Origin of the sequence: Hymenobacter sp. BT559, assembly GCF_017571525.1 — a bacterium.
GTDB classification, from domain to species: Bacteria; Bacteroidota; Bacteroidia; order Cytophagales; family Hymenobacteraceae; genus Hymenobacter; species Hymenobacter ginsengisoli.
In genome coordinates, this window is sequence record NZ_JAGETY010000003.1 from 279,710 (window position 1) to 293,114 (window position 13,405).

A 13,405-nucleotide genomic window follows, 5' to 3' on the forward strand; every position below is an offset into this window, starting at 1 on the left:
GCAAAAGCAGGGGCAGAATAAGGGGCAGAATAAGGGGCAGTATAACTCAGAAGCTAACTGAATGTGACTGAATCTGGCTGTCACAATCAACTCAAAACGCCTTCTACGCTTATTAAATGCCAATCAGAAAAGTATAGGCACAAAAAAAGGCCGCGCCACCCGGCACGACCCTTTCCAAACCCGGACGCAGCGAGAATTCCCACCCAGCGCTGGTCCGTGGCTCCAACCCAGTGGCTAGTGCCGGAACAAAAGTTCGCGGTACTTCACCAAGGGCCAGTCCTCATCGGCCACAAGCAGTTCGAGCTTGTCGGCCGCGCGGCGAATAACCGCAAATTTTTCCTTTACCGTGTCGCAGTACGCAATGGCACGCTCGCGGGCATCTTCAATACGGTTGGCCACTTTGCGGGCCTCTATCATCTCATCTACGGTCGTCTTGATAGTTGAGACGTAGCGCGAAATAGACTTAATCATTTCCAAGGTCACCTGGCTGTGGTCGTCGTCGAGGCCTAGCTCGCGCAGGCCGCGCACGTTTTGCACCAGTTTGTTTTGGTAAGCCAGGGCCGTAGGGATTACGTGGTTTACAGCCAAATCGCCGAGCACACGGCTCTCAATCTGAATCTTTTTCGTGTAATCTTCCAGCAGAATTTCGTGGCGGGCGTGTAGCTCGGTGTGCGACAAGATGCCGTGACGGGCGAACAGTTCGGCGGCGTTGTCGCGCACCATTGCATCGAGGGCTAGCGGCGTAGTAGGCACGTTAGAAAGGCCGCGGCGGGCAGCCTCTTCCTTCCACTCATCCGAGTAGCCGTTGCCTTCGAAACGAATATTTTTCGATTCGATAACATAGCTGCGCAGCACATCTACAATAGCTACTTCCTTCTTCTTGCCCTGTGCGATGAGCTCGTCTACTTCATTTTTGAAGTCGATGAGCTGGTCGGCCACGATGGCGTTGAGCGTGGTCATGGCCGACGAGCAGTTGGCCGACGAGCCCACGGCGCGCAGCTCAAACTTGTTGCCGGTGAAGGCAAACGGCGAGGTGCGGTTGCGGTCAGTATTGTCGAGGATGATGGCCGGAATCTTGTCGATTCCCAGCTTGAGGTAGATGTTGTCGCCCTTGTCGAGCGGCAGCTTGGCAGTGCGCTCCAGCTCGTCGAGCACGCCGTCGAGCATCGAGCCCAGGAATACCGACATGATGGCCGGCGGTGCTTCGTTGGCACCGAGACGGTGGTCGTTGCTGGCCGAGGCAATGCTGGCGCGCAGCAGGTCGCCGTAGCGGTGCACGGCCTTCACCGTAGTGATAAAGAAGGCCAGGAACTGTAGGTTCTCTTTAGGACGGCGGCCGGGGGCTAGCAGATTCACACCGGTGTCGGTGCTCATCGCCCAGTTGTTGTGCTTGCCCGAGCCGTTGACGCCGGCGTAAGGCTTCTCGTGCAGCAGCACTTTGAAGTTGTGCTTCAGAGCCACGCGGTCCATCACATCCATCAGCAGCTGGTTGTGGTCAATGGCCAGGTTGGCATCCTCGAAAGTCGGGGCGCACTCGTACTGGTTGGGCGCTACCTCGTTGTGGCGAGTGCGCAGCGGAATACCCAGCGCGTTGGCTTCTTCTTCAAAGTCAAACATGAAGGCGTGCACGCGGGGCGGAATCGAACCGAAGTAGTGGTCTTCGAGCTGCTGGCCCTTGGCCGGGGCGTGGCCAAAGAGGGTGCGGCCGGTCATCACGAGGTCGGGGCGGGCGTCGTAGAGCGCTTTGTCGACCAGGAAGTATTCCTGCTCAATGCCGAGCGTGGTGTTCACGCGCTGCACGTCTTTGTCGAAATACTGGCACACGTCGAGGGCAGCTTTTTCGAGCACGGCCAGCGACTTGAGCAGCGGGGCTTTGTAGTCGAGCGCCTCACCGGTGTAGGCCACGAAAATCGTGGGAATGCACAGTGTTTTGGCGCCTACCGTTTCGATGATAAACGCGGGAGAGGTAGGGTCCCAGGCGGTGTAGCCGCGGGCCTCGAACGTGTTGCGAATACCACCGTTGGGAAACGACGAAGCATCAGGCTCCTGCTGCACCAGCGCCGAACCTTTAAAATTCTCAATCGGCCGGCCGTCCGAGTTCAGGTCGAAGAATGAGTCGTGCTTTTCGGCGGTGGCACCGGTGAGGGGCTGAAACCAGTGGGTGTAGTGCGTGGCACCCTTGGCCATAGCCCAGGTTTTCATGGCCGAAGCCACGGCATCGGCCACATTGCGCTCAACCGGCGTGCCGTGCTTGATAGCCCCTTGCAGCTTTTTGAAGTATTCGCCGGGCATATTCGCCCGCATTGCCTCGAGGTTAAACACATTTTGCCCGAAGGAGTCGGAGCGGCGGCTTGCTATGGGCTTTACCGTCAGCGCCTGGCGCTGGTCAACGAGCTCGAGAGCTTTAAAGCGGAGAATGGCCATGAAATGAATGATGGGTATCTGATTTCAGGGCAAAACTACGGCAGAGGAGGTAATTTATAGCATACCCCCCTCCCCATTTAGCGGATTTATTAGCCAAAGCATCTTATTCAACCGATGAAGGGGCTAGAAAAATTATCGAGCCCCTCATGGGGCCCTATTCTTACTTCTTACACGTAGCGCCGCAAGGCAGTACTCAGTAGCAGATTGCCGGCGCAGTCTGCCCAGGGTCTAGCGGCCCATCCTTATCCAGTATTGCCGCTCCTACTTATACCCAAAATAGGCGAGGTGAGTATTTAACCTGGATGTTTACGCCCGGAAGTATAATTTTTTAAAAATCAGTGCTCTTCCTTGCAAATAACCTTGAGGCTGTTACTTTTGCCAATAGCCTCTATAAAGAATATTCCCTTATTATTTAGGGGTTGTTTGCTATAACTACAACCATTTTCGTCCAACTACCCTTTCCTATTACCCTATCATAGAACCACACGATAGCTTTTATTGCTAAATAGCCCTCTAGCTACACACCCCATGCACTGGTTGAATTTGCCGTTTTTTCTTTAAAAACTCCTTTCCTGCCTTACCAGCCAGCTAAGACCTGATGAAAAAACCGCTACTTGTAACCATACTGGCCTTGGGTAACGGGTCCGCCTTCGCCCAAACGGATACTACCGATATTGGCCGGCTCAGTATTTCGGGCTACATCGACTCGTATTACCTCACGGCTTTCAACCGGCCTAAGTCGGGGAACCTGCTAGGGGTAGACCAGTTGGCGGGCCGGGCGTTTGACCGGCTGCCCGACCAGTTTGCCCTGGGCTTAGTGCAGGCCAAGCTTTCATATTCCAATCGCAAGTCGGACATGGTTATCGACCTGACTTTCGGACCGAACGCGGAGCTGGGCAATTTTGGCAACACCAGCGGCGCACTTAATATGTATCGGCCGCAAGCGCCCTACGTGGCGGCACTCTACGGTACATCGGCCGCTATCAAGCAGGCTTATTTCACTTACCGGGCCACCTCCAAGCTCAGCTTCACGGTGGGACAGTTTGGCACTCATATCGGCTACGAGGTCATTGACGCACCGCTCAACTATAATTATTCACTGTCTAATCTGTTCAACAACGGCCCCTTTTACCATTTGGGGCTAAAAGCGGCCTATAGCTTCTCCAATAAGGCTGCGCTGATGCTGGGCGCGGTCAACAACTGGGACAACCTCACCGATAACAACAAGCAGAAATCGCTCATCGGCCAGTTTACCTATAAGCCTTTGGCTACCTGGACAGTGTACGTCAACTGGATAGGCGGCTACAGCGACGATACTTACCTGACCACCCTGGTGCAGAACGGAACCCTGCCCCCTGCTTTCGAGAACTACACCCGCAACCTTCTCGACCTCACTACGACGTACCAGGTAACGCCCAAATTTTTCTTGGGTCTTAATGCGGCCTATGGCCAGTACAGCTTCCGGCCCGACGACACCGATGAAGGCCTGCTTATGGCTAAATATGGCGGTGCAAGCCCTAGCTGGGGTGGCGTGGCGCTTTATAGTAACTACGCGTTCAGCGATGTGCTAGGGGTAGGCTTCCGCTTCGAGCACTTTGAGGATAAGCATGGGGTGCGCTACCTGCAAACGGTAAATAACTCGCTGACTATCACGGCGCCTATTACTATCGCCGCGGGCAAGCTGCAAGTCAAGCCTGAATTCCGGCTCGATACGGCCCCCGTCAAATATTACGAAAACTCGGCCGGGCAAGGCACTACTACGCAGAGCACGCTCGGGGTGGCCTTCATCTACAAGTACTAGCCCAGCGGTGGTGGCCCGGAGGGGCTAGCCGGGCCTTTCACGCTTTTTTGGTATGCGCACGCTGCTTTTACTGCTAGCCCTGGGGGGGCTGCTGCCGGGCCGGGCGGCCCACGGTCAGGCACTGCCCACCGATGCACAGGGCCGGGTGGCTTTTTGCGAGGTAGTACCCGCCGATAGCCTGCCCGCCGGCCGGCTCTACACACTGGCCAAAGCCTGGCTGCGCCGCCGCGGCTATCAGCTGGCGGTGGCCGACTCGGCCGGGGGCCGGCTAGTAGCCACCAATGCCTTTGGGGTATATGACCACGGCTACGCCACAAAGAAGCTGCACGGCAAAATACAGTATCAGCTCACGATAGAGGTTAAAAAAGGGCGCTACCGGCAGCAGTTTACCGATTTTGTTTTCGCCTACTACGCCGAAGACCGCACCTACCACCTAGCCCCCACCGGCAAAACCAAGCCCCTCGAAGACCCCACCGCGTCCGGCTGGGCCCATCTCTGGCAAAGCCACCGTGAAGCTACCCACCAAACCGTGGATGGCCTGGCCGCCGAGCTCAAAGCAGCTCTGCTAGCCCGGCCCAAACCCCTGGCCGGAGCTACACGCCCGGCTGCCGACTGGTAATCACCTTCTAACAACCCTCACCTTCACTTTTTACCCTGCTGCCTTATGCAAAAACCTAACTTTATTCCCCTGCTCATTCTGTTAGCGGTGGGCCTGTTGGCCACGCTGCTGCCGGCCCTGCCTACCACCATCGTCACGGAGGGCATCAACTCGGGCGATACGGCCTGGATGCTGTGCGCCACGGCCCTGGTGCTGCTCATGACGCCCGGCCTGGCTTTCTTCTACGGCGGCATGGTGAACTCCAAAAACGTGATTTCAACCATGTTGCAGAGCTTTTCGGCGATGGGTATCATCAGCCTGCTCTGGATAGTGGTGGGCTTCAGCCTGGCCTTTGGCTCGTCGATTGGTGGCTTCGTGGGCGACCCGCGCACATTTTTCCTTTTTAAGGGCGTGCTCGATGGCAAGCCGTGGTCGCTGATGCCGACCGTGCCGCTCATGCTGTTCGCGTTTTTCCAGATGAAATTCGCCATCATCACGCCGGCCCTTATCACGGGCTCCATCGCCGAGCGCATCAATTTCAAGTCCTACATTCTATTTATTGTGCTGTTCAGCCTGCTCGTGTATGCGCCGCTAGCCCACTGGACCTGGCACCCCGACGGCTTCCTGTTTAAGCTGGGCGTGCTCGACTTTGCGGGCGGCACCGTGGTGCACATGTCGGCGGGCTGGGCCGCGCTGGCCGCCGCCATCTACCTCAAGCCGCGCAAAACCTACGGCAGCGAGCAAGTGCTGCCCCCGGCCAATATTCCGTTTGTGCTGCTGGGTACGGGCCTGCTATGGTTTGGCTGGTTTGGCTTCAATGCTGGCTCGGCGGGCTCGGCCGGCCCACTGGCCGTGAGCGCTTTCGCTACCACCAACGTAGCCGCCTCGGCCGCCGGCCTGGCCTGGATTCTATTTGACGTGGCCCGCGGCAAGAAGCTCTCGGCCCTGGGCTTCTGCATCGGGGCCGTGGTGGGCCTGGTAGCCATCACGCCAGCCTCGGGCTACGTGACGGTGCCGGTGAGCATTTTCATTGGGGTAATCGCGGGCGCCACGAGCAATTTCTTCGCGCACCTGCGCTCCAAGTCGCGCCTCGACGATACGCTCGACGTGTTTCCGTGCCACGGTATTGGCGGCATGGTCGGGCTGATTATGACCGGCATCTTCGCCAGCAAAGCCGTGAACGCAGCGGCAGCTGATGGGCTGGCCTACGGCGGCACCACATTGTTTCTGAAGCATATGCTGGCCCTGGTTATCGTGTCGGTGTTTACGTTCTGCGCCTCCTTCGCACTGCTCAAGCTCACCGACCTCATCTCGCCGCTGCGCGTGACGGAGGAGGAAGAATTGCTGGGCCTCGACGTGAGCCAGCACGAAGAGCAGCTGCTGGCTGGCGTGTAGGCGCTGGGTACGGGCTAGCTAAGCTTACTCACAACAAGGCAAAAAAGCCGGGGCTAGCGCTCCGGCTTTTTTGGTTGGGTGCTGGCCCAAGGAGGGCGCCCCGCGGGCAGCACAGCCAGGCAGGCTAGCCCACTCGCCGTATCTTTGCAGACTTATGACTCCGCAAACCGTTGCCTTTTATACGCTGGGCTGTAAGCTCAACTTCTCCGAATCATCGGCCCTGGGCCGGCAGTTTGAGGAGCGCGGCGTGCGCCGCGTTGAGTTTGAGCAGGGCGCCGACGTGTACGTTGTGAACACCTGCTCCGTCACCGACCACGCCGACCGCAAGTGCCGGCGCGTGGTGCAGCAAGCGCTTAAGCATAACCCAAGCGCCTTTGTGGCCATCGTGGGCTGCTACGCCCAGCTCAAGCCCGAGGAAATTGCCAACATCCCGGGCGTAGGCGCCGTGCTGGGTGCCGCCGAGAAATTTCGGCTGGCCGAGATTCTGAGCGAGCTTGAGCTGCCTGCGGCGGGCGCAGCCTCGGGGCCAGGCCGGGTGTTTGCCTCGCCCATCAGCGCGGCGCACGAGTTTCACCCGGCGCAGTCGCTGGGCGAGCGCACGCGCACCTTCCTGAAGGTGCAGGATGGCTGCGACTACTCGTGCTCGTTTTGCACCATTCCGCTGGCGCGGGGGGCTAGCCGCTCGGGCAGCGTGGCCTCGGTGGTAGAGCGAGTAGAGGAGCTAGCTAGCCAGGGGGTGCAGGAAATAGTGCTTACCGGGGTCAACCTGGGCGATTTTGGCCTGCAAGGCCCCGAGCGCCAGCGGGTAGAAAGCTTTACCCAACTGGTGCAAGCGCTTGACCAGGTGGAGGGCATGCGGCGATTCCGCATCAGCTCGTGCGAGCCCAACCTGCTCACCGACGAGATTATCCAGACCGTGGCGGCCTCGCAACGCTTCATGCCGCACTTTCACCTGCCGCTGCAAAGTGGGTCAGATAAAATTCTGGGCCTGATGCGCCGCCGCTACCGCCGCGCCCTCTACGCCGACCGCGTGGCCCGCATTAAGGAGCTAATGCCGCACGCCGGCATTGGGGTGGATGTGATTGTCGGCTTTCCAGGCGAAACGGAGGCTGACTTTTTGGAAACTTACCATTTCCTCAACGAGCTTCCCGTCAGCTACCTGCACGTATTTCCGTATTCGGAGCGGGCCAATACGCTAGCCCCCACCCTGCCCGGCCGCGTGCCCGAGCGCGTGCGCACCGAGCGCACCACCCAGCTGCGCAGCCTGTCGGAGAAGAAGAAACGGGCCTTTTACGAGCAGCACGCCGGCCTCGAAACCGAAGTATTGTTTGAAGACGACATCACCGATGGCCGCGTGGAGGGCTACACGCCCAACTACATCCGCGTGGCGGCTAAATACGACCCGCTGCTGGTAGGCGAAATTCGGCCGCTGCGCCTCACCCAGGTAAATGCGCTTGGGCTGATGGAGGCCGAGGAAGTAGGCCTGCTTGTCTGAACCACGGATTCGAGCGGATTAGTCGGATTACGCGGATTTGGTAGCCGATTGTTTTATAGCATTTTTAGCAGCAAAAAGCCCGCTCAATGTGTCGGCTTCGGCTACCAAATCCGCGTAATCCGACTAATCCGCTCGAATCCGTGGTTCAGACGGAGCGTTGCAACACGGCCACGAGCTGCTGCATGAGCGCCTGCTGCTCGAGCAGGTGCTGGTTACGCTGCTCGGCCAGGGCTAACTGGTGCTGAAGGTGCTGGGTTTGCAGGGCGACGGCCAGATACGCCGGGTCGGGCGCAGCCACTGGGGCCGGGCTGGGCATCGGCGCGGGTGCTGGGCTGGCGGCGGGTGCGGCCCCTGCTGACGGCGCGGCCACTACTACAGCAGGGGCCGGCGCGGGAGCTTCGGCGGGCACTGCTCGGGGCGAGGGCGGTATGGGAGCTGGCACGGGCGCTGCAAATAAGTCGGGCTCAGTTGTAGGCGTGGGAACTGGCGCGGACGCGGGGCTAGCTAGCTCAGCGGCTGCGTTTTCAGCTGTCAGCATGGGCCCCTGGCCTAGCAGCAGCCAGTCTTTCGACACATTTGGGTACACTTCAAATACCTTGCATAGCAGGTCGTAGCCGGGCTTATTGCGCTCATCTACCAGGTGCTGAATGACCGTCGCGGTCTTGTCCAGCGACTGCGCGAACGCATTTTTACTCATGCCCAATTGCTGAATAAGCTGGGTAAAACGCTGGCCGATGGAGGTTGAAACGGGCATTTGCACAAATGGGAAGTTGCGCAAATGTAAAAGGCGAACGGCATTCCTGCCGTTCGCCTTTTACAGGGGCCTAGTATAGTTTATTCGTAGCGCAGGCTGTCGATAGGGTCGAGGGCGGCGGCCTTGCCTGCCGGGTACGAGCCGGCCAGCAGGCCCACCGTTACGCAAATGGTGAGGCCCACCCCTACCCAGCCCCAGGGCACGAAAAACGAGCTGCTGCCCGCCAGCAGCGCCACGCCGTTGCCGGCGCCCACCCCGAGCAAAATGCCAAACGTGCCACCCAGCACGCAAATGACAATGGCCTCGATGAGGAACTGTAGCCGCACCTGCTTGGCCGTGGCCCCGAGCGCCTTGCGAATCCCGATTTCGCGGGTCCGCTCGGTCACCGATACCAGCATGATATTCATGAGCGCAATGCTAGCCCCCAGCAGCGCCAGAAAGGCAATGATGCCGCCCGCCAGCTGCATCTTGCCGGCAATGGAATCGAGCGTGCCGGTGAGCGACTCGGGGCTTTCGATGTCGAACGAGTCTTCCTGACCCAGGCGGTCGTTGCGCACGGCGCGCATTACGCCGGTGGCCTGTCCTTGCAGGAAAGCGAGCGAGCCAGCGCTGGGCGTGGCCGTTTTCACATCGTAGGTGAGCGCGCCGGTGCGGGGCAGCTGGTTGCCGGTTTCGAGGGGCACCAGCAGCAGGCGGTCGGCCCCGCCCCCACCACCCATGCCGCTGCCGCTCTTTTCGAGCAGGCCCACCACCTGAAAGCGCTGGCCGAGGGCGTAGATGTACTTGCCCACCGGGCTAGCCTGCGGAAAGAGCTTATCCTTCATTTCCTGGCCAATGATGGCCACATTGGCGCCAGTATTCAGCTCGGCCGGCGAGAAGGTGCGGCCCTGCGTGAGGGCGTAGCTCTGGATGCGCAGGTAGTTTTCGTCGCCGGCCACTACCTGCATGTTGGGGTTGGTTTTCTCACCGCCGGCCTTTATTTCAGTAGCCCCGCTGATGAAGGCCGACACGCCCACCACCGTGCCGGGCTCGCGGCGGGTCAGCTCCTTTTTATAGAGCGTGGCTTGCAGGTAGCTCAGGGGCGGGTATTGCTTGGCCTGCACGCCGCCGCGCCGAAACCGGTTGCCGTACCCTTTCGCTTTGATTTCAAAGGCATTGGCGCCGAGGCTGGCGAAGGTTTCGCCCAGCGAGTGGCGCATGGCGTCGATGGCCGTGAGGATGCCTACCAGGGCCATCAGCCCGATGCTCACGATGAGGGCGGTGAGCACGGTACGCAGCAAATTGCCGGAGATGGCACGCAGCGCCTCGCGGATATTTTCTAGAAAACTCATTGCAGATTCAAACAGATTTAACGGATTGCACAGCTACGCTTGCTGAAGCTGGCTGCCTGAGCGCCGTTTTGAGCGTGGATAATTAGCTGGGTGACGCCTGAGCTTGCGCGTTGTGTAGCCCAGCGGTGGTACCTTGAACTAGGGTTACGGCCGGCTCGTTTGCTCGGCTAGCCCCTTAGCCCCCAAAAGTATGTTGCTGAAGCGTCTTGCCCTGCTGCTAGCCCTGCTATCCCCCTCCCTGGCGGCCCGCGCCAACCACATTTTCATCCCGATGGATAATACCCAGAAGGAACACCTTAAGGCTTACGGCCTGTGTTACTGGGCATTGAGTAAGCAGATTGAAGTCGACTGGCTGCTTAACTACAAGGGGGGCTCGTTTGCCTGTGAGGCCCAGCCGGCGGTAGAAAACGAGCTCAGCGTGCGCGGCATCACCTTTCAAACCATTTCGGAGGCGCAGTACACCGGCATTTTGCAGCAGATAGCCGACCCCAACGCCAATATGGACGTGATGAAGCTGGAGAAAGTGCCCAAAATAGCGGTGTACACGCCCAAAGGCAAGCAGCCCTGGGACGATGCTGTGACAATGGTGCTCACCTACGCCGAGATTCCGTACGATAAGATTTACGACGACGAGGTGCTTTCGGGGGTGCTGCCCAAGTACGACTGGCTGCACCTGCACCACGAAGATTTCACGGGCCAGTACGGCAAGTTTTACTCGACTTACCGCTACGCGCCCTGGTACCAACAGCAGCAGCACGAGGCCGAAGCCGCCGCCAAGCGCAACAACTTCAAGAAAGTGAGCGAGATGAAGGCCGCCGAAGCCGTCAAGATGCAAGAGTTTATCGCGGGCGGCGGCTTCATGTTTGCCATGTGCTCGGCCACCGATAGCTACGACATTGCGCTGGCCGGGCTAGGGGTCGATATGGTGGAAAGTATGTACGACGGCGACCCCGCCGACCCCAATGCCCAGAGCAAGCTCAACTTCAACCGCTCGCTGGCCTTCCAGAACTTCCAGCTCTACATGAACCCGATGGTGTACGAGTACTCCAACATCGACATGCAGCCTGGCGAGCGCGGCCTTTATGAGCAAAACGATTACTTTCAGCTCTTTACCTTCTCAGCCAAGTATGACCCGGTGCCGACTATGCTGACCCAGAACCACGAAAAAACCATTCACGGCTTTATGGGCCAAACCACGGCATTCCGCAAAAGCCTCATCAAGCCCGATGTCGTAATTATGGGCGAAACCAAGCAGGACGGCGAGGTGCGCTACATGCACGGCTCGCTCGGCAAAGGCACCTGGACGTTTTACGGCGGCCACGACCCCGAAGACTACCAGCACATGGTAGGCGAAGAACCCACCGACCTCTCGCTGCACCCCAACTCGCCAGGGTATCGACTAATACTCAATAATGTGCTCTTTCCGGCTGCGAAGAAAAAGAAGCAGAAAACCTAAGAAGTAATTTGCGGGTCATGATTATACCCCACCGCCTTGCTATTAGCTATGTGACCCTAGCGCTAAGCCTAGCATCTTGTGCTACTTCACGCTATGAGCCATGTACTACGCACATTACTACTCCAGCTAACCCTGCTATTGTGCGTCCGCACGATATAACAAAAATTCCTAGGAATAAACTGTTGTGGATAGTAAATGGAAAGAAATCATCTCAGCGGCGCATTAGTCACATAAGCCCCAGACGCATAGCCACTATAACTGTTATAAGAAGCGAAAATGCATATGTTTGCTACGGCAATCGCGGCAAAAATGGTGCTGTTTTTATCACAACAAAAAAGGCTGGCGAATAGGCCAGCCTTTTTTATTTGTTCTTGTTCAGATTAGCCCTTCGCAGTCAGCGTTATATACGGGATAATGCACTCCTCCAGCGACACGCCGCCGTGCTGGAACGTGTCCTTATAGTAGTTCACGTAGTAGTTGTAGTTGTTGGGGTAAGCGAAAAAATAGTCCCCTAGCGTGAACACGTAGGCGGTGCTCACATTTTCGCGGGGCAGGAAAATGCTTTCCGGCTTGCGCACCACGTAAATGTCGCGGCTCTCGTCGAAGCCCAGGTTGCGGCCGTGCTTGTAGCGCAGGTTGGTGTTCGTATTGCGGTCACCCACAATTTTATACGGGCGCTTCACTCGAATGGTACCGTGGTCGGTGGTGATGATGAGCTTGCCCTTTTTCTCCGAAATAGTTTGCAGCATCTCATAGAGCGGCGAGTGCAAAAACCACGAGCGCGTGAGGCTGCGGTAGGCGCTCTCATCGGCGGCCAGCTCGCGTATCATGGCCATGTCGGTGCGGGCGTGCGAGAGCATGTCCACGAAGTTGTAGACGATGACGTTGAGCTTGTAGTTGTTGTGCAGGTTGCTCATCTTGCCCAGCAAGTCTTTGCCAGCCTGCAGGTTAGTCACCTTATGATAGCTGTGCTTGGCCTTTTGGTTGTTGCGCTGGAAGTTAATTTCCATGAACTCAGCCTCGTGCAGGTTTTTGCCTTCCTCATCCTCGTCCCACACCCACAGGTTGGGGTATTTCTTTTGAATATCGCCCGGCATCATGCCCGCAAAAATGGCGTTGCGGGCGTAGGCCGTAGTAGTGGGCAAGATGCTGTAGTACAGCTCTTCGCTGTCTACGGTAAAGAGTTCGGCGATAATGGGTTCCAGCACCTTCCACTGGTCGTAGCGCAGGTTGTCGATGAGCACGAAGTACACCGGCGTGTCGCCGGTCTGCTTCATCAGTGGGAAAACTTTTTCCTTGAAAAGCTGGTGCGACATGAGCGGCGCATCCTTGTCGCGGCCATTGACCCAGTCCTCGTAGTTCTCAATAATGAAGCGGCCGAAGTAGGTATTGGCCTCGTCCTTCTGCATATTGAAAACCTCGGCCATGCTTTTGCCTTCGGTTTCGTTGATTTCCAACTCCCAATACGTCAGCTTTTTATACACGTCTACCCATTCTGCGGGCGAGAGCCGGTCGGAAAGCTGCATGCCGAGCTGGCGGAAGTCGCGCTGGTAGCCCGAGTTGGTAGCTTCCGTGACCAGACGCTTGTTGTCAAGCACCTTTTTCACCGACAGCAGAATCTGGTTCGGGTTGACGGGCTTGATGAGGTAATCGGCAATTTTAGCGCCGATGGCGCCCTCCATAATATGCTCTTCCTCGCTCTTGGTAATCATCACGACGGGCACCGTGGGGCGCACCACCTTGATTTCGTTGAGCGTTTCGAGGCCGGTGAGGCCCGGCATGTTCTCATCAAGAAAAACCAGGTCGTAAGAATTCTCCTGCACTTCTTCCAGCGCGTCGGCCCCGGAGTTGACGGGCGTCACATCGTAGCCTTTCTCCTTGAGAAACAGGATGTGTGGCTTGAGGAGGTCAATTTCGTCGTCGGCCCAAAGAATGGAGTATCGTTGCATAAGCAGGGGCGCGGAGGTAGGTGCGCGCGTCGGAATAAGGTAAGCGGTAGCGGTTCTAACGTAGACCAGCCCGCCCGTAGTATCGGCGGGCGTAGCAGGCCGTCCGTAGCTTTACCGGAAAACAGGGGTTTGGGTTCGTGCAAGGTGCAGCTTAGTCGGCCAACCGGCCGTAACTACCGGCTAACACCCCCTAGCCAGCTAT

9 protein-coding genes are annotated in these 13,405 nt (G+C 58.0%); 5 read left to right on the forward strand and 4 right to left on the reverse strand.

Annotated features, from left to right (window positions below; all coding sequences use genetic code 11):
• Positions 1–234 precede the first annotated feature (234 nt).
• Positions 235–2,424 (reverse strand): glutamine synthetase III family protein, encoded by a 2,190-nt coding sequence (locus J4D99_RS05805; RefSeq protein ID WP_208130761.1) that lies wholly within the window; start codon positions 2,422–2,424, stop codon positions 235–237.
• A 598-nt stretch (positions 2,425–3,022) separates the two neighbouring features.
• Here J4D99_RS05805 and J4D99_RS05810 point away from each other — a divergent pair.
• The 4 genes from J4D99_RS05810 to mtaB all read left to right on the forward strand — a co-directional run bounded on the left by J4D99_RS05810 (position 3,023) and on the right by mtaB (position 7,713).
• Complete coding sequence (locus tag J4D99_RS05810; protein ID WP_208130762.1) at positions 3,023–4,225, forward strand: outer membrane beta-barrel protein; 1,203 nt, start codon at positions 3,023–3,025, stop codon at positions 4,223–4,225.
• 52 nt (positions 4,226–4,277) lie between these two features.
• Positions 4,278–4,844, forward strand: coding sequence for a DUF4468 domain-containing protein (locus J4D99_RS05815; protein ID WP_208130763.1), 567 nt, complete (start codon positions 4,278–4,280; stop codon positions 4,842–4,844).
• Between the two features lie 45 nt (positions 4,845–4,889).
• Complete coding sequence (locus J4D99_RS05820; protein WP_208130764.1) at positions 4,890–6,218, forward strand: ammonium transporter; 1,329 nt, start codon at positions 4,890–4,892, stop codon at positions 6,216–6,218.
• A gap of 154 nt (positions 6,219–6,372) precedes the next feature.
• The gene (mtaB, locus tag J4D99_RS05825; RefSeq protein WP_208130765.1) at positions 6,373–7,713 is read left to right on the forward strand and encodes a tRNA (N(6)-L-threonylcarbamoyladenosine(37)-C(2))-methylthiotransferase MtaB; all 1,341 of its coding nucleotides are present in this window, start codon (positions 6,373–6,375) and stop codon (positions 7,711–7,713) included.
• Between the two features lie 145 nt (positions 7,714–7,858).
• On the opposite strand, the gene J4D99_RS05830 is transcribed toward mtaB, so the two are convergent.
• Both J4D99_RS05830 and J4D99_RS05835 read right to left on the reverse strand, forming a co-directional pair.
• Entirely contained in the window at positions 7,859–8,467 is a 609-nt protein-coding gene (locus J4D99_RS05830) for a helix-turn-helix domain-containing protein (protein ID WP_208130766.1), read from the reverse strand.
• An 80-nt stretch (positions 8,468–8,547) separates the two neighbouring features.
• The gene (locus tag J4D99_RS05835; RefSeq protein WP_208130767.1) at positions 8,548–9,798 is read right to left on the reverse strand and encodes an ABC transporter permease; all 1,251 of its coding nucleotides are present in this window, start codon (positions 9,796–9,798) and stop codon (positions 8,548–8,550) included.
• Between the two features lie 190 nt (positions 9,799–9,988).
• Between J4D99_RS05835 and J4D99_RS05840 the strand changes: the two genes are divergently transcribed.
• Positions 9,989–11,254: an asparagine synthetase B gene (locus tag J4D99_RS05840; RefSeq protein WP_208130768.1), complete on the forward strand. Its 1,266-nt coding sequence runs from the start codon at positions 9,989–9,991 to the stop codon at positions 11,252–11,254.
• Positions 11,255–11,634: 380 nt separating this feature from the next.
• Here the strand turns inward: J4D99_RS05840 and porX are convergent, their stop codons facing one another.
• The gene (gene porX, locus J4D99_RS05845; protein WP_208130769.1) at positions 11,635–13,203 is read right to left on the reverse strand and encodes a T9SS response regulator signal transducer PorX; all 1,569 of its coding nucleotides are present in this window, start codon (positions 13,201–13,203) and stop codon (positions 11,635–11,637) included.
• Positions 13,204–13,405: the final 202 nt, after the last annotated feature.

Coding starts and splice junctions, on each gene's coding strand:
- J4D99_RS05805 (WP_208130761.1), bottom strand. CDS start 2,424: ATGGCCATTCTCCGCTTTAAAGCTCTCGAGCTCGTTGACCAGCGCCAG.
- J4D99_RS05810 (WP_208130762.1), top strand. CDS start 3,023: ATGAAAAAACCGCTACTTGTAACCATACTGGCCTTGGGTAACGGGTCC.
- J4D99_RS05815 (WP_208130763.1), top strand. CDS start 4,278: ATGCGCACGCTGCTTTTACTGCTAGCCCTGGGGGGGCTGCTGCCGGGC.
- J4D99_RS05820 (WP_208130764.1), top strand. CDS start 4,890: ATGCAAAAACCTAACTTTATTCCCCTGCTCATTCTGTTAGCGGTGGGC.
- mtaB (WP_208130765.1), top strand. CDS start 6,373: ATGACTCCGCAAACCGTTGCCTTTTATACGCTGGGCTGTAAGCTCAAC.
- J4D99_RS05830 (WP_208130766.1), bottom strand. CDS start 8,467: ATGCCCGTTTCAACCTCCATCGGCCAGCGTTTTACCCAGCTTATTCAG.
- J4D99_RS05835 (WP_208130767.1), bottom strand. CDS start 9,798: ATGAGTTTTCTAGAAAATATCCGCGAGGCGCTGCGTGCCATCTCCGGC.
- J4D99_RS05840 (WP_208130768.1), top strand. CDS start 9,989: ATGTTGCTGAAGCGTCTTGCCCTGCTGCTAGCCCTGCTATCCCCCTCC.
- porX (WP_208130769.1), bottom strand. CDS start 13,203: ATGCAACGATACTCCATTCTTTGGGCCGACGACGAAATTGACCTCCTC.